This window comes from Caldovatus sediminis (assembly GCF_014644455.1).
In the GTDB taxonomy this organism is placed as follows: domain Bacteria; phylum Pseudomonadota; class Alphaproteobacteria; order Acetobacterales; family Acetobacteraceae; genus Caldovatus; species Caldovatus sediminis.
In genome coordinates this window covers 22,460-46,016 of record NZ_BMKS01000022.1, presented here as the reverse complement: position 1 = coordinate 46,016, position 23,557 = coordinate 22,460, and the positions used below count along the sequence as shown (strand labels likewise).

Annotated in this window: 20 protein-coding genes and 1 tRNA gene; 12 read left to right on the top strand and 9 right to left on the bottom strand. The window is 71.2% G+C overall.

Annotation, left to right across the window (positions count from 1 at the left end; genetic code table 11):
- Positions 1-193 precede the first annotated feature (193 nt).
- Positions 194-268, top strand: a tRNA-Gly gene (locus tag IEX99_RS20930).
- Positions 269-566: 298 nt separating this feature from the next.
- On the opposite strand, the gene IEX99_RS20925 is transcribed toward IEX99_RS20930, so the two are convergent.
- Genes IEX99_RS20925 through IEX99_RS20900 form a run of 6 tightly spaced genes read right to left on the bottom strand, consistent with a single transcriptional unit; the run spans position 567 to position 10,057 of the window.
- Positions 567-1,271, bottom strand: a complete 705-nt coding sequence (locus tag IEX99_RS20925; RefSeq protein WP_188903931.1) for a DNA-processing protein DprA — start codon at positions 1,269-1,271, stop codon at positions 567-569.
- 49 nt (positions 1,272-1,320) lie between these two features.
- A complete protein-coding gene (locus IEX99_RS20920) occupies positions 1,321-2,184 on the bottom strand; it encodes a hypothetical protein (protein WP_188903929.1) in 864 nt (287 codons plus the stop codon).
- Positions 2,185-2,197: 13 nt separating this feature from the next.
- A complete protein-coding gene (locus tag IEX99_RS20915; RefSeq protein ID WP_188903927.1) occupies positions 2,198-3,601 on the bottom strand; it encodes a COG3904 family protein in 1,404 nt (467 codons plus the stop codon).
- A gap of 58 nt (positions 3,602-3,659) precedes the next feature.
- Positions 3,660-6,554, bottom strand: coding sequence for a site-specific DNA-methyltransferase (locus tag IEX99_RS20910; protein WP_188903925.1), 2,895 nt, complete (start codon positions 6,552-6,554; stop codon positions 3,660-3,662).
- Positions 6,555-6,568: 14 nt separating this feature from the next.
- A complete protein-coding gene (locus IEX99_RS20905) occupies positions 6,569-9,607 on the bottom strand; it encodes a BPTD_3080 family restriction endonuclease (RefSeq protein ID WP_188903923.1) in 3,039 nt (1,012 codons plus the stop codon).
- Between the two features lie 57 nt (positions 9,608-9,664).
- A complete protein-coding gene (locus IEX99_RS20900) occupies positions 9,665-10,057 on the bottom strand; it encodes a hypothetical protein (protein ID WP_188903921.1) in 393 nt (130 codons plus the stop codon).
- A 245-nt stretch (positions 10,058-10,302) separates the two neighbouring features.
- Between IEX99_RS20900 and IEX99_RS20895 the strand changes: the two genes are divergently transcribed.
- Complete coding sequence (locus IEX99_RS20895) at positions 10,303-11,484, top strand: IS110 family RNA-guided transposase (protein ID WP_188903919.1); 1,182 nt, start codon at positions 10,303-10,305, stop codon at positions 11,482-11,484.
- Between the two features lie 8 nt (positions 11,485-11,492).
- Here IEX99_RS20895 and IEX99_RS20890 read toward each other — a convergent pair whose 3' ends face one another.
- From IEX99_RS20890 to IEX99_RS20880, 3 genes are all read right to left on the bottom strand, one after another.
- Positions 11,493-12,842, bottom strand: coding sequence for a recombinase family protein (locus IEX99_RS20890; protein ID WP_188903917.1), 1,350 nt, complete (start codon positions 12,840-12,842; stop codon positions 11,493-11,495).
- Positions 12,839-13,357, bottom strand: coding sequence for a DUF2924 domain-containing protein (locus IEX99_RS20885; protein WP_188903915.1), 519 nt, complete (start codon positions 13,355-13,357; stop codon positions 12,839-12,841). The genes IEX99_RS20890 and IEX99_RS20885 overlap by 4 nt, the downstream gene beginning before the upstream one ends.
- Positions 13,358-13,650: 293 nt before the next feature.
- A complete protein-coding gene (locus IEX99_RS20880) occupies positions 13,651-14,310 on the bottom strand; it encodes a LexA family transcriptional regulator (protein WP_188903913.1) in 660 nt (219 codons plus the stop codon).
- 218 nt (positions 14,311-14,528) lie between these two features.
- Here IEX99_RS20880 and IEX99_RS20875 point away from each other — a divergent pair, with 218 nt between their 5' ends.
- The 10 genes from IEX99_RS20875 (at position 14,529) to IEX99_RS20830 (ending at position 23,552) form a co-directional block, all read left to right on the top strand.
- Positions 14,529-14,798 (top strand): hydantoinase/oxoprolinase family protein, encoded by a 270-nt coding sequence (locus IEX99_RS20875; RefSeq protein ID WP_188903911.1) that lies wholly within the window; start codon positions 14,529-14,531, stop codon positions 14,796-14,798.
- A gap of 64 nt (positions 14,799-14,862) precedes the next feature.
- A complete protein-coding gene (locus tag IEX99_RS20870) occupies positions 14,863-15,294 on the top strand; it encodes a hypothetical protein (RefSeq protein ID WP_188903909.1) in 432 nt (143 codons plus the stop codon).
- Complete coding sequence (locus IEX99_RS20865; RefSeq protein WP_188903907.1) at positions 15,294-15,836, top strand: hypothetical protein; 543 nt, start codon at positions 15,294-15,296, stop codon at positions 15,834-15,836. Before IEX99_RS20870 ends, IEX99_RS20865 begins: the two co-directional genes overlap by 1 nt.
- The gene (locus IEX99_RS20860; protein ID WP_188903905.1) at positions 15,836-16,675 is read left to right on the top strand and encodes an ATP-binding protein; all 840 of its coding nucleotides are present in this window, start codon (positions 15,836-15,838) and stop codon (positions 16,673-16,675) included. Before IEX99_RS20865 ends, IEX99_RS20860 begins: the two co-directional genes overlap by 1 nt.
- Positions 16,676-16,692: 17 nt before the next feature.
- The gene (locus IEX99_RS20855; protein WP_188903903.1) at positions 16,693-17,424 is read left to right on the top strand and encodes a hypothetical protein; all 732 of its coding nucleotides are present in this window, start codon (positions 16,693-16,695) and stop codon (positions 17,422-17,424) included.
- 7 nt (positions 17,425-17,431) lie between these two features.
- Positions 17,432-17,887, top strand: a complete 456-nt coding sequence (locus tag IEX99_RS20850) for a DUF6511 domain-containing protein (protein WP_229678192.1) — start codon at positions 17,432-17,434, stop codon at positions 17,885-17,887.
- Between the two features lie 9 nt (positions 17,888-17,896).
- Positions 17,897-18,670, top strand: a complete 774-nt coding sequence (locus IEX99_RS20845; protein ID WP_188903901.1) for a hypothetical protein — start codon at positions 17,897-17,899, stop codon at positions 18,668-18,670.
- Positions 18,667-19,950 carry an ATP-dependent DNA helicase gene (locus IEX99_RS20840; protein WP_188903899.1) on the top strand — a complete coding sequence of 428 codons (1,284 nt, stop codon included), beginning with the start codon at positions 18,667-18,669 and terminating at the stop codon, positions 19,948-19,950. Before IEX99_RS20845 ends, IEX99_RS20840 begins: the two co-directional genes overlap by 4 nt.
- Positions 19,943-22,870, top strand: a complete 2,928-nt coding sequence (locus IEX99_RS20835; RefSeq protein ID WP_188903897.1) for a DUF7146 domain-containing protein — start codon at positions 19,943-19,945, stop codon at positions 22,868-22,870. Before IEX99_RS20840 ends, IEX99_RS20835 begins: the two co-directional genes overlap by 8 nt.
- Before the next feature lie 127 nt (positions 22,871-22,997).
- On the top strand, positions 22,998-23,552 hold the full coding sequence (locus IEX99_RS20830) for a crossover junction endodeoxyribonuclease RuvC (protein ID WP_188903895.1): 555 nt from the start codon (positions 22,998-23,000) through the stop codon (positions 23,550-23,552).
- The last annotated feature ends 5 nt before the right edge of the window (positions 23,553-23,557 follow it).

The window sequence follows — 23,557 nt, the reverse complement described above, 5'->3', positions numbered from 1 at the left end:
TCTCGCCTTCTTCGTCCTCGCCGCCGCCACCGTCCTCCTCAGGCAATTGGCAAAGCCGTTATGAAGCCGGCTCTTAAGGTTTGAAGCCTCCGGCAAGCCCGCCGCGGTTCAAACCCGGCGCGGCTCATGGTCACCGGGGCACATGGCTTGCGTTCGAGGGCAACACATGCCAAAACCTGCCGTGCCGTGGAGCGCGGGCGTAGCTCAGGGGTAGAGCACAACCTTGCCAAGGTTGGGGTCGAGGGTTCGATTCCCTTCGCCCGCTCCAGTCGCCGCTTCCCTCAACTCTCTCCGCCAGGGTTGCCGCCGCGCTGAGGCGCAGGTTTGGCCGAGGTTGGCGCGGCGGGGTTGATGGTTCGAAGCCGAACCGACCGGCGTTTTAGCGCCGGAGAGAGCCAAAACTCTCCGAACCTTGAGGGTAGGCCGATTTTTTCCAACAACCATCAGGTGATTGATATAGGTGGAATTTTTGGCGCCCTGATCCTGCAACGGTTCGCCAAGCCTTCGCCCGTCCGGACGCAACCAACAGCGAATGGACCGCTCATCACCCCCAGGCCGCCAGGCGTTCAGAACAGGACCGATTGCACAGGCGTCTGCCGGGCCGCGATCTCCCGGAGAGAGGCGACATTCGCGCGTCCGGTCTCCCGGCTTCGTCGCAGCCGCATGGCGCCTCGGGCCAGCAGCTGTGCATTACCGGGCGCGACCTCTTCGATGTTCTCATAGTCGGCGACGAAAAGCGGCTTGCCGACCTGGAGCGTCCGCAGCCCGGCGGCCAGGGTGCCCCCCGTCTCGCCTGCCTCGACGACGATCATCGCCCGGCTCAGCGCGATGATCACAGCGTTGCGCTCCATCGCCCGATAGGCTTGCCAAGTGGCCGCTGGCGGGAACTGGCTGATCACCAGCACGCGGCTCCAGTCCCAGACAGGCCGGAGATCCTGCCGGATCCGGAAGCGGTCGATCCCCTCCGCCAGCACCAGGATCGTCGCTCCGCCCTGGGCGAGCGCTGTCCGATGGGCTGCCAGATCAACCCCGGCGGCGTTGCCAGAGATCACGGTGAACCCGGCCTGAACCGCCTGTTCCGCACAGTCGACGGTCACCGCGATCCCCTTCTCGCTCGCCTTCCGGGACCCGCAGAAGCCGAGCCCCGGCGTGTCGAGAAGGGCAAGATTGCCGAGCGCGGAGAGGATCGGGGCCTTCCCGCCCCGGCTCATGCCGAGGGGATAGCCCGGCCGACCTGGCTCCAATCGCGCGGCCGATGGCATATCGGGCATCGCGCCGGTTCTCCCTGTCCTGGCATGCCTTCTACCAGTCTCCCCGACGTCATGCATTATCGGTGTCGCGCCAGGTCTTCACGGCGCAGAGGCCGTAGATCTCGCCTGCCCCGGCTGCTCGCAGGACCGACGCCACGAACTGGATGCTGATGCCGGACTGGTATTTGTCGTCGATCAGGATCACCGCCAGGCGTTCCGAGAGCGGAGGGTCGAAGCCGAGGCCGGATTGCTCCCAGGCGGCCCACTTCTCCTCGAGGCGCGCCGCCTTGACCGTGCCCTTGGGGGCGGCGAAGCGGAAGCGCGGGGTGAGATCCTCGATGCCCAGAGCGGCGGCGATACGCCCGGCGAGCAGGGATGGCAGGTCATGCGCCTTGCCCGGGCGTGGCGGCACCGCAGCGATCAGCCTCGCCTCGCGATAGCCGGGCACCGCGCGGATCGTGGCGATGAACGCCGCCTGAAGCTGGCTGATCGCCTCCTCGTCCGGGCCAGCCTTGGCGCGTGCTTCCAGCGCGCCGAGCGGGGTATGCCCGGCCGGCTGTCCGTCCGGCCCCTTCTCCAGATTGATGCCGAGGGCGAGGGACATGTCGAGGCAATCCCGGAGGAAGACGCGGGTACCCTGCTGCTTCACCCACGTCTCGATCCGTGCGTATTCCTCCTCGGTCTGGATGGACCGCCAGTAGCCCGGCCGATTCGGGTTCTGGAAGAGACGCAGGCCGAGATCACTCTCGAATATCCGCCCGATGGTCTCGCAGAACGGCACGTTCAGCGTGCCTGCGTAGGGCGGCTGGCTGCGCTTCGGTTCATGCGCATGGGTCGTACGGAAGCAGATGCGCCGAGGATGGTTGTCGGCCAGCAAGGCTACGACGCGTTGCTGCGTGATCGGAGGAGGGATCGCCTGGTCGAAATCTGTCATCCGCGCCACATCCTCACCAGCGCCTTCTCTCCACGGCGACGCCGCTGAAGGTGAGTTGTTCGATGCAGTCAGCGCTTCCGAAACGGCCGCACGCGATGCCGGACTTCACAAGTCGCAGCGCCGGCCGCGGTCCAGCAATCACCCGCCATTCCCGCGCATTCTCGAAAAAGACCCGCTGATGGCCGCTGGGTGTCGAGAGGAAAACGCCGATGGTGCAGCCCGATGTGCCACAGAACGGCATGCCGGCGCCTCGGCTGGCTTCGCAGGCGAAGGACCTGTAGTCGATGATGTAGTCGGCTTCGCCATCGCCGTTCAGATCCAGAGCCGTCTCGAAGCCCTGCCGACGGACCGGGCGTCCGCCTTCGCGCACGCAGGCTGTCATCGCATCCAGAACTTCGCGCCGGTAGGCGGGCTGCAGGAAGCTGTTCCAACCCCGTCGATATTCCGGATCTTCCCGACGCCGCTGATCGGATGGGGTCAGACGACGCTGCGCCTCCTGGCATGCTTCGAGAAACGCTGGGTCATCCGCCGGGCATGGGGGCGGTCTCGGCAGGCTGCGATTGCGGGCCCAGAACAACGCGCCGTCCCGCCGCAGCCCTTCAAGACGGACGAACCACGCCTCATAGGCGTCGCGATCGCGAAGCCCGTCGCGGAACGCCTGAGGTTCATGCGCGACAAGGCGTGCCGGCGTGTTCTCGCCCTCGGCATCATCACCGCGCGGGGCTGGCGCCGATTGTCTTGGAGCAGGCGTCTCTGCCCGAGGCGTCCGGGCGGGAGGTGGCGGGATCATGGCCGCAGGAGGAGCCGGCGACGGGGCCCGTGGACGCGGCGAGACTGCTGATGCCATGGCTTCCAGCGAGACGACACCCATGCTGCGAAGTTCGGCTGCGGACAGCCAAGCCATGTCACCCGGTCTCGTCCGGACCGTGCGGCCGATAATGGCATCGGGTACGCCGAACCGCGCCAGTTCTCTGGCCAGCGCCGTCGTCATCGCCAACGTGCCGCTTGTCTCCTCCCCGGCGATATGGGCGCTGTGCACGCCGATCCGCGCCGTATCGGACGCGATCCGCTCCGTGGCTGCGGCAAGGATCAGGAAGCAGGCCGATGCACACAGGCCGTGAGGCGGCACGCCGACCGTCATCCGCCAGCGCGCCACCATGTCGGCGATCTCGGCGGCGCCGACCAGATTGCCCCCCGGACTGTCGATCATTACGACCACCTCCCGCCCGGGCCGAGAACGGACCATGGCGCGGAAGCGTTCCGGGTCCTGGCGCTGGATCGGTCCGCTGAGCAGCAGAATCGAGATCTCCTCGCCCGGCGTTTCAGGAAGGAACGCCATGTCGAGCGCCCGCGCGCCGGACGCGATGCACGCCATGAGGGTTGCTGCGACGGCGCCCGCGAGGATCCTGCACCTCATCGCCCCTACCTCATCGGCTGGCGCCGCCGGCGCGGCTGTCCAGGGCGCACCGCCATGATCACCCCACCCCGAACACCCGCATCGCCTCATCCCCGTAGTGGTTGATCACCTTCACCGCGATGCGGCCGGACTTCGGCGGCGGGAAGGGGCGGCTTTCGCTGGCGCGGAGGGTGGACCAGGCGGCCTCGTCCACCTCGGCCTTCAGCGCCGCCTTCAGCTTCTCGAACGGGTCCTTGCCGCCGAGGAAATAGGCCTGGCGGACGAAGAAGCTGTCCCCGTCATAGTCGGTGTCCACGAACCAGCAGGCGACATCCTCCTCCAGATTCCGGGAGGAGCGCACCTCGCCCGTCGTCGGGTCGAAGATGTCCACGCCCTTGAGGCGCACCACGCAGGCGCCGTCCGGCCTCCGCTCCAGCGCGATGTCGGGCTCGCCGAACACCACGAAGAGGTTGCCGCCGCCGGCCTTGTAGGCCTCGGCCGCGTGCAGCTCCTGGCTCATGCGCGCCTTGAGCACGGTCAGGCGGCCGAGATTCATCGTCGTCTCGCCCACCTGCGGGTCGAAGGCGAAGCCGCAGACCACCAAGGCATCGGCCCAGTCGCGGCATTCGCGCGCGGCCTCGCGCACCAGATCGGCGCCCACCGTGCCGTATTCGGGGCCGATGACGATGGCCGCGCGGCGCGGCTGGTCGCCTTCCATCCAGGTCGCCTCGGCCGCCACATGGCCCTTGCCGGGCCAGGGGCGGATGGTGGCGAACATCAGCCGCTCGTTCTTCTTCGTGTTCTGCACCCCGGCCTTGGCGAGGTTGTCGAGCACGGCGGTGACGAAATCCTCCGCCCCCGCCGGGGCGGCGCGCAGGCGGCGGCGGGGCGGCGGGGCCTCGCCGGCCTCGGCGGCCAGCGCCTCGACCACCGCCGCCTCCTCCTCGTCGGCGGGCAGGACGCGGTGGGGGGAGAGGCTTTCGACCGTGAAGGGGCCGGTGACGCGCAGCGCATTGCGCTTCGTGTAGGGGCGGTCGTGCAGCAGCTCGACCTCGGCGTTGCGGGCGATGGAGGCGTCCATCTCCGCCTGGCGCTCGCGCTTCGCCTGCCAGAAGGCGGCGTGGGACGCGCGGGCGGCCTCGGGCGCGCCCTCGGGCAGGCTGCGCGGCACCTGCCATTCCTCATGGGCCGTGCCGAGGGCGGCGTTCAGCGCGGCGCGGGCGGCGTCGAGCGCGGGCTGCCATCTGGCGTGGATGACGTCGATCTCGGCGTTGTTGGCCACCACCGAGGAGGTGATGCGCGCCGCGCGCTCCAGCACAAAGCCCTGGCGGATGTCGCCGGCGAAGGGGCCTGGCTCCGGGGGCCGGCCGGTAAGATCGGCCTCCTTCGCCGCGCCTTCGCGGCTGTCGCGCAGCAGGAAGGCCGCGTGGCGCGCCGCCATCAGCCGGGTGCGGGCCAGCGCCAGCGCGACGCGGGAGGTGTCGATGGTGATCCAGCGCCGGCCCCAGGCCTCTGCCACCGCCGCGGTGGTGCCGGAGCCGCAGGTCGGGTCCAGCACCAGATCGCCGGGGTCAGTGGTCATCAGCACGCAGCGCTTCACCACCTCCTCGTTGGTCTGCACCACGTAGATCGGCCGGCTGGCCCCGCCGAGCCCGTCCCACCAGTTGGAGAGGGTCTTGAAGGCGAAGTCGTCGAGGTAGCGCTTGAAGCCGGGGGCGGACGTGGTTCCGGTCAGTCGGCCGGCCATCACCACCCGCTGCATCGGCGCCACCTCGCCCTCCGCCGCGCGGCTCGGGTGCCGCCAGCATTGGCCGCGGGGCGGCGGCACGAGCACGCCGCGATAGGGCACCGGGTCCATCTGGTTCGGGCGCTCGCCGCCATTGGTGATCGGCCAGGAGCGGAAGAGCCGCGCGCCCGGCCAGTCGCGGAAGAGCCGCTGCGGGCGCAGGCGGTAGTCGGTCGGCGTGCCGTCGGGCGCGGCGAGATCGGCGAGCTTCACCTCCTGCCCGTCCGGCAGTTCGACAAGGGTGAACTCGTCCAGCGTCTCGGCATCCAGTTCGCGGGGTTCGAAGAGCGGGCGGAACTTCAGCCGCCCCTCGGTGCGCGGCGTGCGCCCGTACCAGAGGATGTAGTCGTTGACCGGATCGATCAGCGTGCTGCGCTGGCTGCCCTTCTTCTTGACCAGCAGCGTCACCACCGCGCAGTCCGGGCCGAACACCTCGTCCAGCAGCGCGCGCATGCGGTGCGCGTTCTCCTCGCCGATCTGCACGAAGATGCTGCCCGACTCCGCCAGCAGTTCCCGGGCGACGACGAGCCTGTCGCGCCAGAAGGCGAGGTAGCTGTGGATGCCGTCCCTCCAGGTGTCGCGGAAGGCCTTGATCTGCTCGGGCTCGCGGCTGAGATCGCGCGCCGTCTCGCCCACCGTGCGGCTGCGCGTGGTGGGCTGCCAGTTGCTGGCGAAGCTGATGCCGAAGGGCGGGTCCAGGTAGATCATCTGTACCTGGCCGCGCAGCCCCTCCTTCTCGGCCAGGCTGTTCATCACCAGCAGGCTGTCGCCCAGGATCATGCGGTTCGACCAGTTCTCCGCATGGCGGTAGAACTCGAGCCGCGTCTCGGGGTCGGCGATGCGGTCGAAGCCGCCGAACAGGTCGGCCTGCGGCTCCGCCCCCTCGCGGCTGACGCGCAGCAGGTCGCGGATCAGCGCCTCGGGCAGCACCTTCTCCTGGATGTAGATCGGCACCGTCGGCACGGCCAGCGGCTCGGCATCCAGCGCGTCCTTGCCGCGCCAGACGAGCTGCGGGTCGAGATCGGGGTTGCGCGGGTAGAGCATCGGCTTCGCCCGCGCCTCCTCCTCGGCCATCAGCGCCGAGGTCTCGGCGGTGGGGATGTTGCGGCGGGTGACGTCGGCGGGGTGGCGCAGCGTCTCCACCTCAGTCGCGGCCTCGGGCTTCGGGGTCTTCTTCGCGGGGGGCATCGGCGGGTCCGGTCTCAGGCGGTCAGCGCGAAGGGCGCGGGGCGGGGCGGGCGGCGGGCGAGACGGGCGCGGATCGCCTCCGCCACATCATGCGGGCCATCGAGCCGCAGGAAATCCCAGCGGCCGTAGCGGCCGGCGGCGTTCACTGCCGGCACCCAGAGGCGGGCCATGGTGTCGTGCTTGGCGTCGTCCTGCGCGTCGCGCGCGCCCTTCACCTCCAGCACCAGGTGCAGCGGATCCTCGGGCCCGGCGCCATCGTCCAGCACGGCGATGAAGTCGGGGCGGTAGAGGTGGTCGGCTCCGCCATGCTCGTAGGGGATCTCGAAGCCGAGGCGGTCGTTCTTCGCGTAGCGCAGCACCTCGGGCATGGCTTCCAGCGCCTGGGCGGCCGCCGCCTCCCAGTCGCTGTCGCAGACGACGAGGTTGATCTGGCATTTCGCCGGATCGGTCTGCCAGAAACTGGTCTTGGTGGTGGTGAAGGCGAGGTGGCGCGTGCTGCCCGTCTCGTTGTAGGGGTCCATGATCGGGCGGAGGCTCGCGGTCGCGTCCTGCTGCTCGATGCAGGCGCGGTAGATGCGCTCCGCCGCCTTGTCGCCGACGTCGCGCCAGAGCAGGTAGGCGGGGAAGGTGCCGCCCGCGCAGGCGAGGCATTCCTCCATCCAGCGCCGGGTGATGGCGAGCAGCGAGGGGAAGAGCCAGGGCTTGCGGTTGCCCTCCGCGTCCTTGAACCAGCGTTCCAGCGTGTAGCCGGCCAGGTGGAAGGCGATGGCGGCCGGGCGCGTGGCCTTCAGCTCCTCGAGCGAAAGGCGGATGTTCTCGCCGACGAAGGGGGCGTTGATGGCGTCCGGCGGCGCCATGTCGGGCGTCAGCGTCAGCCGGCTTTCCGGCGTGAAGGTGGCGCGCAGGCGCCCCGGCGGCAGCACGACGCGGTAGCCGAGCACGCGGGGGAAGCGGATCTCCTGCGCCTCGCGCTCCGGCAGCACGGCGTGCACGCGGGTGGTGGGCTTGGGCGGGCGGTAGTCGGCCGCCGAGTTGGCCGGGACGAAGGTGAAGGGAATGCCGAGGACATCGGCGTATTCCGCGTCGAACATCGGGTTGCCGGCCTCGTCCGTGCGCACCGGGTCGTAGGAGACCCGGCGCAGCGCGCGGCCAATCACCTGTTCGCAGAGAAGCTGCGTGCCGAAGGCGCGCACGCCGAGCACATGGGTGACGGTGCGCGCATCCCAGCCTTCGGTCAGCATGGAGACGGAGACGACGCAGCGGATCTGCTCGCCGAGCCGGCCCTGCTGGCCGACGGTGTTCATCACCTCGCGCAGCAGGTCTGCATCCGAGAGCGACTCGGCTTCGGCGTGGCGGCCGCGGGCGCGCAGTTCCCGCTTGAAGGCCTCGATCTCGGGCGCGGCGAGCTTGCGGAAGGCGTCGGAAAGCGCCTCGCCGCTCTCCAGCTCCTCGCTGTCGATCAGGATGGTGCGGGCGCGGTCGGCCATGCGACGCTGGCCGGCCCCCCCATCCTCGACATTCGAGAGCAGCGGCAGCTTGCCGGGTACCAGCACCGTCCGCTCGGTCCCGTCGGGCAGGCGTTCCGTGCGCTCGTAGCCGGCGATCCAGTCGTAGACGAGCTTGGAGGTCGCGGTGTTGTTGCAGACCACGATGAAGACCGGGGGCGTCGGACCGCCCTTGCCCTGCCAGTTGGCGAAGACCTTGGCGTAGTGGCCGTAGAGCGCCTGGAGCGCGCCGACGAGCTGGCTCGGCAGATCCTCGGGGTCGAGCGCCTTGGCCTGCTTGCCGCGGCCTGCCTTGGGCAGCCGGTCGCGGATATGGCGGTAGACATGGCGGTAGATCGGCTCGTCCGCGCCGGGCACGTCCTGCACCGGCACGCGCGGCACCTTCACGATGCCGCATTCGATGGCGTCGATCAGCGAGAAGTCGGAGACCACCCAGGGGAAGAGCATTCCTTCCGGGTAGCCCGAGCCGCGCAAGAAGAAGGGCGTGGCCGAGAGGTCGTAGACGGTGACCGGGTGCTTGACCGCTCGCTGCAGCGCCTCGATGCCGCTGATCCAGAGACGCGCGGCGGCGTTGTTCTTCTTCGCCTCGGCCTTGCCTTCCGCGTCCAGCTTGTCGTCGCCGCCGGGCTTCTCGCGGTAGCAGTGGTGCGCCTCGTCGTTCAGCACCAGGATGCGCTTGCGGCCGAGCAAGGGGCCGCAGACGCGCTGGATCATCTGGCCCTCGGTCTCCAGCGTCTCCACAGGGCCGTCGCGGCCGCCGAGGATGGCCTTGGCGAGCTTCGGCGCCTCCATCGTCTCGCGCCTTTGGAAGGCGTGGTAGTTGGTGATGACGAGGCGTGCACGCTGGAGATCGTCCCGCATCTCGCGCGGGACGAGATCCATCGCCGCATAAACGTTGTGCGGATCGGAGGGGTGCAGCACGCGCAGCCGGTCGCGGACGGTCAGGCCCGGGGCGACGACCAGGAAGGCATCGGTGAAGCGGGTGGAGTTGCGGGCGCGGGCGGCGTTCAGCGTGTGCCAGGCGATCAGCATTGCCATCACCGTCGTCTTGCCGGCGCCGGTGGCGAGCTTGAAGGCAATGCGCAGCAGGTCGGGGTTCGCTTCGGCGCTGAGCACGCGCAGCCGGTCGAGCTCCTGCTTCGGGGCGACCTCCGTCAGCCAGATGGCGGTCTCGACCGCCTCGACCTGGCAGAAAAACAGGCGGCGTTGCCGCGCAGGGTCGCGCCAGTGCTGCAGCAGGCGGGCGGTGACGGGGGTGACGGTGGCGCGCAGCCCAGAATCGCCGAGGGCGCGCCAGGCACCGACCTTGGCGCGGATCTCGTTAACGTAGTCGTTGGGCTTGCGCTGGCCGAGATTGTCCTCGAGGGCGAGGCTGCCCTGGTCCTTCACCTTGTGCTTGGGCGGCGGGACCGGGACCACGAACTCGCTGCGGCGGCGGCCCTCGGCGGGGAAGCCCGTGGGGATGCCGTTCTCGTCGAGCACCCAGTGGCGGGTCGGCTCGGCGAAGGGGCTGTTGAGAATCGGGTTGTCGATGACGGCGGGTGGCACATGAAAATGCTGCCACGATTGTCGCCGGCGTGCACGCCCCGAAGCGGGACCGGGAGATCAGCCCTGCCCGAGGGATGTGCGCTGCTCCTGCCACGCGGTGGGAAGCCCGGCCAGCAGGGGGGCGAGGGCGGCGCCCTCCGGCTGCCGCCCGTCAAGGATCGCTTCGACCAGATCGGGCGCGAGGAGGGTCAGGCGCAGCAGACAGCCGAGATATCCCCGCTCGATGCGCTCCCCCTCCGCCATCTCGCTGATCGAGGCGTAGCGCCCCTGGTCGAGCAGCTTCTGGTACCGGAATGCCCTGGCCAGCGCCTTCACCAGCGCCGGGTCGGCGCGGGTGGGGATGGCGGTCTCGGCGCCGGCCGGGGGGACAGGCTGGACCACGGTCTTGCGGCCCGGCCGCCGCCGGATCTTCAGCGGCACTCGCACGGTGATGCTGGTGGCGCCGGTCATGCCGCCCTACCCTTTGTCTGCTGCTTCGGCAGTGCCTGACGCCGTGATCCTGGCATGCCAGGATCACGGCGCGGCGGCGGCGCCGGGATGGTTGTCATGCTGGCTGCCTTGCATGGCTCGGAGGGCAGATCCCCCGGCGCCGCCATACCGCCTCGACCGCTGATTGGGCTCTGCGATCCATCGCTGTGTAGGGCGACGACGGCGCGGGCGGGATGCCGGACTACCCTCGAACTCGAGGAGGCGTCATGCGGAGGATCAGCGTCGGCATCGACATCGCCAAGGACATCCACTGGGCCTGCGCCACCGACGCCGACGGCGCGGTGCTGCTCGACCGCAGGCTCGACAACACGCCGGAGGCCATCGCGGCCCTCGCCGGGGACCTGGCCGCGCTCGGGGGCGAGATCCGCATCGGCCTCGACGTGCTGGGCGGCATCGCCGGCCTCCTCGAGGCCATGTTGGCTGACCGGGGCTTCCAGCTCGTCCACGTTCCCGGCCTCGCCGTCAACCGCGCCCGCCAGGGCATGGTGGGAGGCGAGAACAAGTCGGACCCGCGCGACGCGCGGGCCATCGCCGAGCAGGTCCGCACCCGCGCCGACCTGCGGCCGATCGAGCCCGCCACCGAGCTCGACCTGGAGATCCGGTTGCTGGTCGGTCGCCGCCGCGACCTGGTCGCCGGGCAAACCCAGCGCATCAGCCGCCTGCGCGACCTGCTCGCCGGCATCTTCCCAGGCCTCGAGCGCGGCCTGGATCTCACCACCAAGGGGCCACTGCACCTGCTGACGAAGTTCGTCACCCCCGGCGAGCTGCGCGCCGCCGGCAGGAAGCGCTTGGTCCGTCACCTCCAGGCCGCCGGCAGTCTCCCTAACATCGAGAGCCTCGCCGACCGGGCCCTTGCCGCCGCGGCCGAGCAGACCATCGCCGTGCCGGCCGAGCGCATGACCGCCCGCCTCATCCGCGAACTGGCCTCCGAGGCGCTGGCGACCCGCACCCGCCTCCTCGAACTCGACCGCGAACTTGAGGCACTGCTCCAGCGCCACCCTGACGCGGCCCTCATCCGCAGCCTGCCCGACATGGGGGCCGTGCTGACCACCGAGTTCATCGCCGAGGCGGGCAACCTGTCGCGCTTCCGCTCGGCCGATGCCCTCGCCTCCGCCGCGGGCATGGCGCCCGTCCTCCGACAATCCGGCCGCGCCCGCTTCCTCCGCAGGCCCGCCGGCGGCAACAAGAGCCTCAAGCGGATCTTCTACCAGTCGGCCTTCTGCTCGCTCGGCCACGACGACAGCCGCGCCTTCTACAGCCGCAAGCGACGCGAGGGAAAACAGCACCACCAGGCCGTCATCGCCCTCGCCCGACGCCGCGTGGACGTGCTCTGGGCCATCCTCCACTCGAGGAAACCCTTCCAGACCGCCTTCAAAACAGCCGCTTGACGGGCGCATTAGGCTGCCCTCCGCGTGGCCGGCGCCATGGCACCGAGGTCGTGCACCAGCCCGGCCAGCCCCTCGACGCGCAGGCGGATGTCGGCATCGTCCGGCCCTATCACCACCCGCTCGACCAGCGCGTGCACGATCCGCGCCTGCTCGGCGGGGAACAGCTCGTCCCAGAGCGGATCGAGCCGATACAGCGCGTCGCGCACGTCCCGCTCGGTGAGGTCTGGCGCCTCCCGCCGCGCCGCGAGCCAGGTGCCGACCACGATCTCGGGCTGCCGCAGCAGCGCACGGACCTGGGCGATCACCGCACCCTCGATCTCCGCCGCCGGGACGCGCCGGACAATGCCGCTGTCGCCATTGGCGTCGCCCTTCAGCACGCGCTGCGCGACGTAGTAGCGGTAGTGCCGCCCCTTCTTCACGCAATGCGTCGGCGACAGCGCGCGGCCATCGACGCCATAGATCAGCCCCTTCAGCAGCGCGGGCGCGAGCTGCCGGTTCTGCGCGGCGCGCTTGCGCGGGCTGACCTGCAGGATGGCATGCGCACGGTCCCAGAGATCGCGGGGCACGACGGCTTGGTGCTCGCCGCGGTAGATGTTCCCCCTGTGCGTGACCTCGCCGTTGTAGGTCCGCAGGTTCAGGATCTTGTAGACATCCCCCTTGTCGAGCGGCCGACCCGACTTGGCGGTCACACCCTCGGCCTGCAGGCGGCGGACGGTCTCGACACCCGAACCGGTCTCGACGAACAGCTCGAAAACCCGCCGGACCCGCGCCGCCTCGGCCTCGTTCACCACCAGCTTGCGGTTGGCGACGTCGTAACCGAGCGGCACCTTCCCGCCCATCCACATGCCGCGCGCCTTCGACGCCGCGAACTTGTCGCGGATCCGCTCGCCGATCACCTCGCGCTCGAACTGCGCGAAGCTCAGCAGGATGTTCAGCGTCAGCCGCCCCATGCTGGTCGTCGTGTTGAAGCTCTGCGTCACCGAGACGAAGGTCACCCGGTGCGCCTCGAACGTCTCGACCAGCTTGGCGAAATCCATCAGCGACCGGCTGAGCCTGTCGATCTTGTAGACCACGATGACGTCGATCAGGCCCGCCTCGATATCGGCCAGGAGCCGCTTCAGTGCGGGCCGCTCCAGCGTGCCACCGGAGAATCCGCCGTCGTCGTAGCGGTCGCGCACCAGCCCCCAGCGCTCGGCGCGCTGGCTGGCGACGTACGCCTCGCAGGCCTCGCGCTGGGCGTCGAGGGTGTTGAACTCCTTGTCCAAACCTTCGTCCGTGCTCTTGCGGGTGTAGACCGCGCAGCGGAGCTTCTTCGTGGTGGCCAGCATCACCGCGCCGGCGGCGGCGCGCGTCCTCATGCCGAGGTTCCAGGCTGCCGCAGCCCGAAGAACACCCAGCCATTCCAGCGCGTGCCGGTGATGTGCCGAGCGATGGCGGAAAGCGACTGATAGGGTCGGCCCTCGTACTCGAAGTCGTCCGCGCGCACGGTGACAACATGCTGCACGCCGTCATACTCGCGCAGCAGCCGCGTCCCCGGCAGCGGCCTGCTGTCGGCGCGGACCCGGCGCAGCACCACGTTGCCGCCGTCGAGCTGCTCGCCGAGTGCCTCGAGCCGGGCCCGCGTCCCCGGCTTCAGCCCGCCATAGGCCAGTTCCTGCATGCGGTAGGCCAGCCGGCTGACCAAGTAGGGCCGATTGAACGGCGGCGGCTCCTTGCCGAAGAGGACCCGCCACTGCTCCTTCAGCTCCGCCGCCGTCGCGGTCTGCAGCGCTGCGAGGCGCGGCAGGACCTGGGCGGGCGGGATCTTCGGGACGGTGGGCGCGGGCGGCGGCGCGTCCTGCCGCTTGGCCACCCTGGTCGATCGTCGGGTCATGCGACTCCCTCTCTCCTGGGGTTCGCATGACGGCGCTGGCGGGCGGTGGAGTGTAGGCGAACGTCTTCCGACCCCCGGGCCTCCTCCGCGTCGCGGGCGAGATCCTCGGCAGCGCGGCTCCGCAGCCGCAGCAGGCCCGCGGCGAGGATGGCGCAGACCTCGCGGAGGTGGGGTGGGAGATGGGAGTTGGCGGGGGAGGACGATGGTCTCGGCACGCGCCGCTGATGGCAGACGCGCCGCACCATCCGCAATGCACTGAATTGCGCCCGCGAGGTGGTCCCGCGGCGGCCCGGCTACATCCCGATCTGGCGCCCGAGCCAGATGACCCGGCCGACCACGGCGATGCCCTCGGGCGGCAGGTCGGCGAAGGTCGGGTAGTGCTCCTTGTTGTCGGAGATGATGGTGACGCGGCCCGTGGTGGGGTGCACCACCACGCGCTTGACCTGCAGGCCGCCGTCCGTCCTCAGCACGTAGATGCCGTCCTTGCGGCCGGGGCGGGTCTGCGAGAGGTCGACCAGCACGTTGTCGCCCTGGCGCAGGGTGGGCTCCATCGAGTCGCCGTCCACCGCGATCACCGCGAGCTGCGACAGGTCGGCCCGCGTCACCCGGCGCAGCCAGTCTGCCCGGAAGGCGACCCGGTGGATCGGCGCCCCGTCCTCCGCCTCCAGCCCCGGCCCGGCCGAGGCGGCCGCGTCGTAGACGGGGAGCATGGCGAAGCGGTCGCCGCCGATCTGCACCAGCTCCGGCCCGGCGGTCCTGCCACGGCCGGCGGGAGGCGCGCCGTCCGATTCGAGGTAGGCGAGGATCAGCGGCACCTCGTGGGCGCGCAGCGCGCGCTTGCCGGTCAGCAGCCGGCTGACCTGGCTGTTGTCCACCCCGAGCGCGGCGGCGAGGCCCTTCTGCGTCTTGCCCGGCCGCGTCAGCCCCTCCCGGATCTCCTCGATCGTCAGCACGGCGCCGTCGCCCGATTCGTTCGCCGATTCGCGGCGGGGCTCGCCGGTGGCTGGGTCATGGTCGTGTCTCCGAGGGAACCGTCGCGAGCCTCTCTAGACGACGGATCCCCCGGCGCCAAGCGTCCGCATTGCGTGATCCGCAACACGACGATCTGATTCGCAATCTCCCGAAGATAGTGCATTGCGCCGGTGATGCGGCGCGGCCTACCCATCCGGCCATGCCGCTCGTCGACCCCGCCGCCACCGTCCTCGCCCGCTTCGGCGGCTCGGGCCCGCTCGCGCGCCGCCTCGGCCTCGACCGCAGCGCCGTCCACCGCTGGGCGCTGCCGAAGGCCCGCGGCGGCAGCGACGGGCTGATCCCCGCCCGCCACCACCGCCGCGTCCTGGAGCTCGCCGCCGCGGAGGGCATCGCGCTCACCGCCGCCGACCTGGTCGGCGCGCCGCCCGCGGCCGACGCACCGCCCGAGCCCGGGGCCGACGACGGATAGCCGTCGCTTCCCTCTCTCCTCTCCCGACAACCCGCCGTCATCGCCCGTCCCGGAGCATCGCCCCGTGCTGTCCGCTCGTCCGCCGATTCCCGAAGTCGATCTCGCCGCCGCGGTCATCCACCGCGCCATCGAGGACGCCCTCACCCCCGACGACCGCCTCGCCCGCCCGCGCGTCATCGCGACGCCCACCGGGCCGCACCGCGGCTTCACGGTCGGGCTCAAGCCGCGCGAGCGCGAGGAGGCGGTGCGCTTCCTGCTGGACACGGCGCCGGGCTGGGCGGGCGCGCGGGAGGCCTGGTGCGACGCCGCGGGCGTCGACCCGGACGCGATCCGCCGGCACGTGCTGCGCCACATCGCGCCGGGCTCCATCCCGGCCGACATCCGCCGGGCGCTTCGCCTTCCGGTGCTCGCGACCGCCGTCGCGGCGGAACCCCGGAGCCTCCCCGCCGTGCCCGCCCCCGTGCAGGCCGTGGCCCCGATGGCGGAGGCGGCCTGATGCGCCCGCTGCCGACCAACCGCCCGACGCTCGACGCCGCGCGCCGCATGCCGGTGTCCGAGCTCCTCGCGCTGCCGGCCGAGCACCTGGCGCTGCTGCAGGAGGAGGCGCGCGCCGGCCTCGACGCCGCGAAGCGCGCGCAGGACTGGATCGAGGGCGCCATCGCGCTCCGCTACGAGCAGCGCGCCATCGCCGCCCGCACCCAGGCCGGCAAGGACACCGGCACGGTCCGTTTCCAGGACGGCGGTGTCGAGGTCACCACCGAACTGCCGAAGCGCGTGGAGTGGGACCAGCGGCGGCTCGCCGCGCTGGCCGAGCAGATCCGCGCCGGCGGCGAGGAGCCGGGCGAGTACCTGGAGGTCAGCTTCAAGGTCTCCGAGCGCGCCTACACCGCCTGGCCCGAGCGCATCCGCAAGGCCTTCGAGCCGGCGCGCACGGTCCGGACTGGGCGGCCGGCCTATCGGCTCACCATCCTGTCCGAGGCGGAGCGGCGCGACAGCCCGCATGCCGGCGCTCAGTCCATGTTCGGGGGGATCGGCTGATGGCGCTGCGCATCGTCACCGCCGACGACCGCCTCTCCGCCGCCGCGAACAAGACCACGCTCGTCATCGTCGGCGAGAGCGGCGCCGGCAAGACCACGCTGGTCAAGGCGCTGCCCGAGGCCGAGACGCTGTTTCTCGACCTCGAGGCCGGCATGAAGTCGGTCCAGGACTGGCGCGGCGACAGCATCCCGATCCGCTGCTTCGAGGACATGGTCGTCATCGCCTCGCTGATCGGCGGGCCGAACCCGGCCATGCCGCCGACGGCGTTCTTCTCGCACGAGCACTACGCGCACTACGCCGCGCAGCATCCCGAGCTCGTCGCAATGCTGGCGCGGAAGTCGATCATCTTCGTCGACAGCATCACCGACCTGACGCGCCAGGCGATGGTCTGGGCCAAGAAGCAGCCCGAGGCCTTCTCGGAGAAATCCGGCAAGCCCGACACCCGCGGCGCCTACGGCCTGCTCGGGCGCGAGGTGATCGGGCTGCTCAAGCACCTGCAGCACGCGCCCGGCAAGACCGTGATCCTGGTCGGCATCCTCGAGAAGCACACCGATGAGTTCGGGCGCACGGCCTGGCAGCCGCAGATGGAGGGCGGCAAGGCCGGGCGCGAGCTGCCCGGCATCGTCGACCAGGTCATCACCCTCGCGTTGTTCTCCCGCGATGGCGACGGCGCGCTGGTGTTCGACCCGCAGCGCGGCACCGAGCGCCGCCTCGTCTGCACCGCCGGGAACCGCTTTGGGCTGCCGGCCAAGGATCGCTCCGGCCGCCTCGACGAGACCGAGCCGCCGGACCTCCGCGCCCTCCTCCAGAAGATCAACTCCCGACCGACCAAGGCCTGAGACCAGGAGATCCCTCGATGTACGACATGAACGATGCCGAGCTGCCGCGCAGCTCCGACCTCATCCCGGACGGCACCTTCGCCAAGGTGACGATGGTGATCCGCCCCGGCGGCCTCGACGGCCAGGGCGAGGTGGATCGCGGTCTGCTCAAGGCGGCCCGCAATGGCGGCGACGTCAAGATGATCGACGCCGAGTTCACCGTCCTCGTCGGGCCGCATGCCAAGCGGAAGTTCTGGCAGACCTTCACCGTCGCCGGCGGCAAGGTCGACGAGCAGGGCGTCTCGATTGGCTGGAAGATCTCGAAGGGAACCTTCCGCGCGATGATCGACAGCGCGCTTGGCCTCGATCCGCAGGACACGGGCGAAGCCGCCAAGGCCAAGCGGGTGCTGCGCGGCCTCGCCGACCTCTCCGGCATCACCTTCGCCGCCAAGATCAAGGTCGAGCCGCCTTCGGATCCCCGCTATGGCGACAGCAATCGGCTCGATCGTGTGGTGCTGCCCGGCGAGCCGGAGTACCGGCGCATCATGGCGGGCGAGACGGTGCCGCCGTCGCCCTCCACGCACCGGGCTCCGCGACAAGCGCCCGCACCGACGCCGACGACGCCAGCCTGGGCGAACACGGGCGCGACCCAGGCGCCGGCGGCCACCGCCCCCGCATGGGCAGCCCCCGCCTCCCCGCCGCCCGCCCAGCCCCTGCCGCCTCCCGCCCAGGCGCCGCTCGCGGGCGGCCCGGCTTGGCTGAACGGCTGATGGCGGCATGGCGCGACGACGCTGGAGCGGCCGGCCGCGGGAGGTGCGGCCGCCTCCGGGCCGGCAGCCGCCGCGCGGCTGCACGCCGGAGGACCAGGTGCGCCGCCTGGTCTGCGCCCTCTGCGGCCGCGAGGCGAAGGGCTTCGGCTACGTGCACGAGATGCGGCTCGACGAGGTCCCGCACCACCGCTTCTGCAGCATGGCCTGCTGCGACGCCGGCGGCGCCCTGGCGCGGAGGTCGAACGGCGTGATCGACAGGACGCCGATGGAGAGCCGCGCGGTGAAGGAGGCGCGCCGCCCCTTCGCCGAGGTGCTGCAGGAGCTCGGCCTGCTGGCCCCTTTCGCCGACCGCAGCGCGGCCGAGATCGACCGTCTGATCGAGGCCTGCGTGGACGGCTTCCAGGCGTCGATGCGGCGCCAGGCCGTCGAGCGCGACCCGCTCGACGACCCGATTCCATTCTAGGAGCGGAGCGTGCTCGACCTGAACCACGGCTCCGGCGCGGTCTACGGGCGCGGCGACGCGCCGGCCGGCGACACGGAGGCGGTCACCGCCCGCGTCAACGCCGCGATCGATGCGGCGCTGCTCGCGCGGCAGCGCCGCCAGTTGCCGCGCGACTATCTCGGCGGCAGCCGCATCGGCGAGTCCTGCGCGCGGAAGCTGGTCTATGAGATCACGCACGCCCCGAAGGATCGCGACTTCGACGCCGGCATCCTCCGCGTGTTCGACGCCGGTCACCAGTTCGAGGCGCTGTCCATCCGATGGCTCCGCCAGGCCGGCTTCGACCTGCGCGACCGCGGCGCCGACGGCGAGCAGTTCGGCTTCGCGGCGGCCGGTGGCCGGCTGCGGGGGCACGCGGACGGCGTGATCGTCGCGGGGCCGGACATCGGCCTCCGCTGGCCCGCCCTCTGGGAGCACAAGGCGCTCGGCCAGAAGTCGTGGACCGACCTGGCCAATCGCGGGCTGCGGCTGTCGAAGCCGATCTACTTCGCCCAGGTGCAGCTCTACATGGCCTATCTCGGCCTGGACGTCGCGCTGCTCACCGCGCTGAACCGCGACACGCTGGCGCTCCGGCACGAGGCCGTCCCGTTCGACGCCGCCGAGGCGCAGCGTCTGTCTGACCACGCCGTCGACATTCTGCGTGCCGTCGAAGCTGGCGAGCTGCCGCCGCGCATCGCACAGGCGCCTGACTTCTACCTCTGCCGCTTCTGTCAGTATGCCACTCGGTGCTGGGAGCCGAACTCATGAGCATCACGCCCTCGCCCCAGCAGGCGGACGCAATCGCGGCAATCGTGCATTGGTACCGCCAATGCCGCAGCCAGCAGCAGGTGTTCCGGTTGTTCGGCTATGCCGGTACGGGAAAGAGCACCATCACGGCGCTGGCGATCCAGGCGCTGGGGCTCGATCCCATGCCGCGCATCGGTGCGATCACCGGCGGCGCGCTCTTCGCGGCGTTCACCGGCAAGGCCGCGCTGGTGATGACGCGCAAGGGCACGCCGGCGTCCACCATCCACTCGCTGATCTACCGCGTCTCCGAGGCGACGCCGGAGGAGATCGCGCGGGTCGAGAAGGAGCTGTTCGATCTGCAGCGCGACCTCGGCAGGATGGGGCCAGCGGAGCGGACCTTCGCCGAGACGCAGATCCGCCGGCTCGAGCTCAGGCTCGCTGACATCCACCGCCCGACGTTCCTACTGAACGACCAGTCGCGCGTTCGCGACGCAGACCTCATCGTGCTCGACGAGGTTTCGATGGTCGGGCCCGAGATGGCGGCCGACCTGCTGGCCTTCGGCAAGCCGGTCCTGGTGCTCGGCGACCCGGGCCAGCTTCCCCCGATCAAGGCAACCGGCGCCTTCACCGAGGCGAAGCCCGACGTGATGCTGACCGAGATCCATCGGCAGGCCGGCGAGAGCGCCATCATCCGCCTCGCCACCCTGGCGCGGCAGGGGATCGCGATCCCGCCGGGACCGCACGACGAGCACGTCTGGAAGCTGCCGCGCGACGCCGTCAGCGCCGCACAGATGCTCCGCGGTGGCCAGGTCATCTGCGGCCGCAACAACACACGGCTCTGGTTGAACAGCGCCATGAAGGCCGCGGCCGGCTTCCCCGCGCCCTATCCTGCTGGGCAGAGCGAGAAGATCATCTGCCTGAAGAACCGCCACGACCTCGGCCTGGTCAACGGCATGTTCGTGTCGCTGGCCGACATCCGCGACGAGGGCGGGCTCGCCTTCAGCGCGACGGTGACCACGGAGGATGGCACCGCGATCAGCGGTCGGCACCGCTTCTACAAGGGCCACTACGACGATCACGTCCAGCGCGACCCCGATCGCGAGCGGCGCGACTGGCGTGAGCTGCGCGGCCTGATCGAGACCTCCTGGGGCTACGCTATCACCTGCCACAAGGCGCAGGGCAGCCAGTGGGAGAACGTGATCGTCTACGACGACCGCCTCTCACGGACAGCCGAGGAGCGCGCGCGCTGGCTCTACACCGCGATCACGCGCGCGGAGCGCGGGCTGGTGATCCTTGATTGACCTGAACGACGCCGGCGCCGCGCCCACACGCTACAACCTTGAGGAGATCGTCCGCCGGCTTCGGGACACCGCTCACGCCTGGGTGCCGGGCCTGTTCCCGAACGGGCGGCGGCAGGGTGACGAGTGGCGGCTGGCCAACATCGGTGGCGCCCCGCCGCGCCGCTCCGGCTCCTGCGTCATCATGCTGCGTGGCGAACATGCAGGGAACTGGCACGACTTCGATGGTGGCGAGGGCGGCGGGCCGCTCTCAACGCTGGCGCACGGCACCGGCTTGGCCGACCGGGCGCTGTTCGCGCACGCGGCGGGGATGACCGGCTGGACCGGCGAAGGTCCCGTCCGCCAGGAGCCGCCGCCGGCGCCGAAGCCGGAGCGCGACGCGACGCACGAGATCGCCTTCATCCGCGAGTACGCCCTGCCGATCCGGGACTCGGCGGCGGAGCGCTACCTCCGCGGGCGCGGCCTCGCCGTGCCGGAGGGCGCCGACCTGCGCTTCCACCCGGACCTCGCGAACTTCGAGACCCGCACCGGCTACCCCGCGCTGATCGGCCTCGTGCGCAACCTCGCCGGCGAGGTGGTGGCGGTGCACCGGACCTACCTCCGGGAGGACGGCGAGGCGGTCCGCAAGGCCGACATCCCGAAGCCGCGCATGGTGCTCGGCCGGAGCGGCGGTGGCACGGTCCGCCTCGCGCCATTCGGCCAGCACGGCGTGCTCGGGCTGTGCGAGGGCATCGAGACGGGCTTGGCCGCCATGCTGGCCTGTCCCGGGCTGCCGGTCTGGGCCGCGCTATCCACCGCCGGTCTGGAGCAGGTCCTGGTGCCGGCCGAGGCGCGGCGGGTCGTCATCCTCGCCGACCACGACGCATCCGGCGCCGGTCTCCGCGCCGCCGAGGCAGCCGCCGCGAAGCTCCGCCTCGAGGGGCGCCAGGTCAGCATCGCGCTACCGCCACGCGAGGGCGACGACTTCAACGACATGCTGCTGCGTGAGGGCCCGGAGGCGATCGCCGCCCTGGTGAACGGGGCGATGCGCGGCTCCGCCTCCAGGCCTCCGCCCCAGGAGCCCGAGACGGGTCGGCACCTGCCCATCGGCTTCGTGGAGCCGGCACACCCGCTCCCCACCGCCCGGGCCGACGAGGGCAACCTGGACCGCGCCACCGCCCGCGCCTGGGGCCTCGTCCTCGGCGCGAACCGCTCGCCCTGGCTGTTCCGGCTTGGTGGAGAGCCATCCTGGGTCGTGCCCGACGACGAGGGCCGACCGGTGCCGGTGACGGTCCGTGAGGAGCGCCTGCGGCACATGCTGGCGAAGCTCGCCGACTGGCGGAAGCTCAACGCCAAGGGCGACCTGGTGCCCGCACCGCCGCCGACCGGCGTGGTGAAGTCGATGGTGGCAACGCCCGATCCGGCGCTGCCTGTCCTCGCTGGCATCGTCACCGCGCCGGTGCTCGGACGCGGGGGCGTCCTCCTCACCGACCCCGGCTACCATCCCGACGCGCGGCTGCTGTACCGGCCACCGCCGGGCTTCGCGCTGCCGCCAGTGCCCGAGCGCCCCTCCGCGGCGGACATCGCCGCCGCCAGGTCGCTGCTGCTCGACGATCTGCTGGGCGACTTCCCCTTCACCTCGGAGGCGGAGCGGGCCCATGCGCTCTGCCTGCTGCTGCTCGGCTTCGTGCGGGCGATGATCGACGGGCCGACGCCGCTGCACCTCATCGAGAAGCCCACGCCCGGCACCGGCGCCACGCTGATGGTCGACGCGATCGCCACCATCCATACGGGCTGCGGCGCGTCGGTAATGACGGAGGGGCGCGACGACGAGGAGTGGCGGAAGCGCATCACCGCGAAGCTGCGGCAGATCCCCTCGCTCGTGCTCATCGACAACCTGCGAGGAGAACTCGACAGCGCAGCTCTCGCCGCCGCGCTCACCGCGCCGTTCTGGGAGGACCGCATCCTCGGCGCCTCGGAGATGGCGCGGCTGCCCATCCGCTGCACCTGGGTCGCCACCGGCAACAACCCGAGCTCCTCGCATGAGATCGCCCGGCGGCTCGTGCGCATCCGCCTCGACGCGCGCACCGACCAGCCGTGGCGCCGCGGCGGGTTCCGCCACCCCGACCTGATGGCGTGGGTGCGGGCCAACCGCGCGAGGCTGGTCGCGGCCTGCCTCACGCTCTGCCGCGCCTGGGTCGCGGCGGGCCGTCCGCGCGGCGAGCGGAGCATCGGCAGCTACGAGGCCTGGTCGCAGGCCATGGGCGGCATCCTCGCCGTCGCCGGCGTGCCCGGCTTCCTCGGCAACCTCGAGGAGCTGATGGAGGCGTCGGACGCCGAGGGCGGTGCTTGGCGCGGCTTCGTGCAGACTTGGTGGGACCGCTTCGGCACGGCCGAGGTGAGCGTCAGCGACCTCTTCGGCCACGCGAAGCTCGCCGATCCGCCGCTGCCGATCAGCGCCAAGGACGAGAACGGACAGCGCGTGCGCCTCGGACTCGCCCTCCGGAAGATCCGCGACCGCGCCTTCCGAGTCAGCGATCGGCTTGTTCACGTCCGGCCGGGCGCGTCGCTGCACAACGCGCAGCGCTGGCGTCTCGTCCCAGCCGCAGCGGAAGCCCCCGGAGGACCCTATCAACCCTCACCGGCGGAGGCTCCGGCGGTGAGGGTTGGGCCTCTCCGGGGAGGGTTGGCGCCCAACCCTAACACCGAAACAAGCCAGGATTTTCCTGGGCTCGGTGAGGGTTGTGAGGGTTGGGAGGGTTTTTCCACCCCCCACACACGCGCGCACGCGCACGCGCGCATGATGCGGCAGGGGCCGGGAGAACCCTCCCAACCCTATCAACCCTCACAAGGCCCTTGTGCCACCGGGCTTTCCGCAGGGGAGGGTTCAGAAGCAACCCTCCCAACCCTCCCATCGCCCCTTTGGCGCGAGGGCGTGCCGTGACGCGCCGACCGCACAGCACGGGGCCGCCGATCCGGCCGCTTCCACCCAAGCCGGGCAGCGACGGCGAGCTCCGCCAAGAACCGCGCCGTCGCCGCCCTCACCACGATCGTCCCCTCTCGGAGACCCCATGGCTCCCCTGACTCTCCCCATGCCTGCCGCCGGCGCAAGCGGCCCGCCCGTCGCGGCCCCGCTGCCGACGGCCCTCGGCCGTCCCGCCGTCCTGGCGCTCGACCTCGGCACCACCACCGGCTGGGCGCTGCGCGGCCGCGACGGCGCTATCACCTCCGGCACGGTGACCTTCCGCCCCAGCCGCTTCGAGGGCGGCGGCATGCGCTATCTGCGCTTCCGCGGCTGGCTCGGCGAGCTGGCCGGGTTCACCGGCGGCCTCGCGCGCATCGCCTTCGAGGAGGTGCGCTCCCACGCCGGCACCGACGCCGCGCATCTCTACGGCGGCTTCCTCGCCCATCTCTCCGCCTGGTGCGAGGAACGCGGCGTGGCCTACGAGGGCGTGCCGGTCGGCACCATCAAGCGCTTCGCGACCGGCCGCGGCAACGCCGACAAGGCGGCGATGATCGCGGCGGTGCGGGCGCGCGGCTTCGCGCCGGCCGACGACAACGAGGCCGACGCCATCGCCCTGCTGCTGTGGGCGACCGATCCGCAGGGGTCAAACGCATGCGTTTGACGGGC

Bases quoted from the DNA above. Each gene is read 5' to 3' on its own strand.
- IEX99_RS20925 (WP_188903931.1), bottom strand. From the start codon at position 1,271: ATGCCCGATATGCCATCGGCCGCGCGATTGGAGCCAGGTCGGCCGGGC.
- IEX99_RS20920 (WP_188903929.1), bottom strand. From the start codon at position 2,184: ATGACAGATTTCGACCAGGCGATCCCTCCTCCGATCACGCAGCAACGC.
- IEX99_RS20915 (WP_188903927.1), bottom strand. From the start codon at position 3,601: ATGAGGTGCAGGATCCTCGCGGGCGCCGTCGCAGCAACCCTCATGGCG.
- IEX99_RS20910 (WP_188903925.1), bottom strand. From the start codon at position 6,554: ATGCCCCCCGCGAAGAAGACCCCGAAGCCCGAGGCCGCGACTGAGGTG.
- IEX99_RS20900 (WP_188903921.1), bottom strand. From the start codon at position 10,057: ATGACCGGCGCCACCAGCATCACCGTGCGAGTGCCGCTGAAGATCCGG.
- IEX99_RS20895 (WP_188903919.1), top strand. From the start codon at position 10,303: ATGCGGAGGATCAGCGTCGGCATCGACATCGCCAAGGACATCCACTGG.
- IEX99_RS20890 (WP_188903917.1), bottom strand. From the start codon at position 12,842: ATGAGGACGCGCGCCGCCGCCGGCGCGGTGATGCTGGCCACCACGAAG.
- IEX99_RS20885 (WP_188903915.1), bottom strand. From the start codon at position 13,357: ATGACCCGACGATCGACCAGGGTGGCCAAGCGGCAGGACGCGCCGCCG.
- IEX99_RS20875 (WP_188903911.1), top strand. From the start codon at position 14,529: ATGCCGCTCGTCGACCCCGCCGCCACCGTCCTCGCCCGCTTCGGCGGC.
- IEX99_RS20865 (WP_188903907.1), top strand. From the start codon at position 15,294: ATGCGCCCGCTGCCGACCAACCGCCCGACGCTCGACGCCGCGCGCCGC.
- IEX99_RS20860 (WP_188903905.1), top strand. From the start codon at position 15,836: ATGGCGCTGCGCATCGTCACCGCCGACGACCGCCTCTCCGCCGCCGCG.
- IEX99_RS20855 (WP_188903903.1), top strand. From the start codon at position 16,693: ATGTACGACATGAACGATGCCGAGCTGCCGCGCAGCTCCGACCTCATC.
- IEX99_RS20850 (WP_229678192.1), top strand. From the start codon at position 17,432: ATGGCGCGACGACGCTGGAGCGGCCGGCCGCGGGAGGTGCGGCCGCCT.
- IEX99_RS20840 (WP_188903899.1), top strand. From the start codon at position 18,667: ATGAGCATCACGCCCTCGCCCCAGCAGGCGGACGCAATCGCGGCAATC.
- IEX99_RS20830 (WP_188903895.1), top strand. From the start codon at position 22,998: ATGGCTCCCCTGACTCTCCCCATGCCTGCCGCCGGCGCAAGCGGCCCG.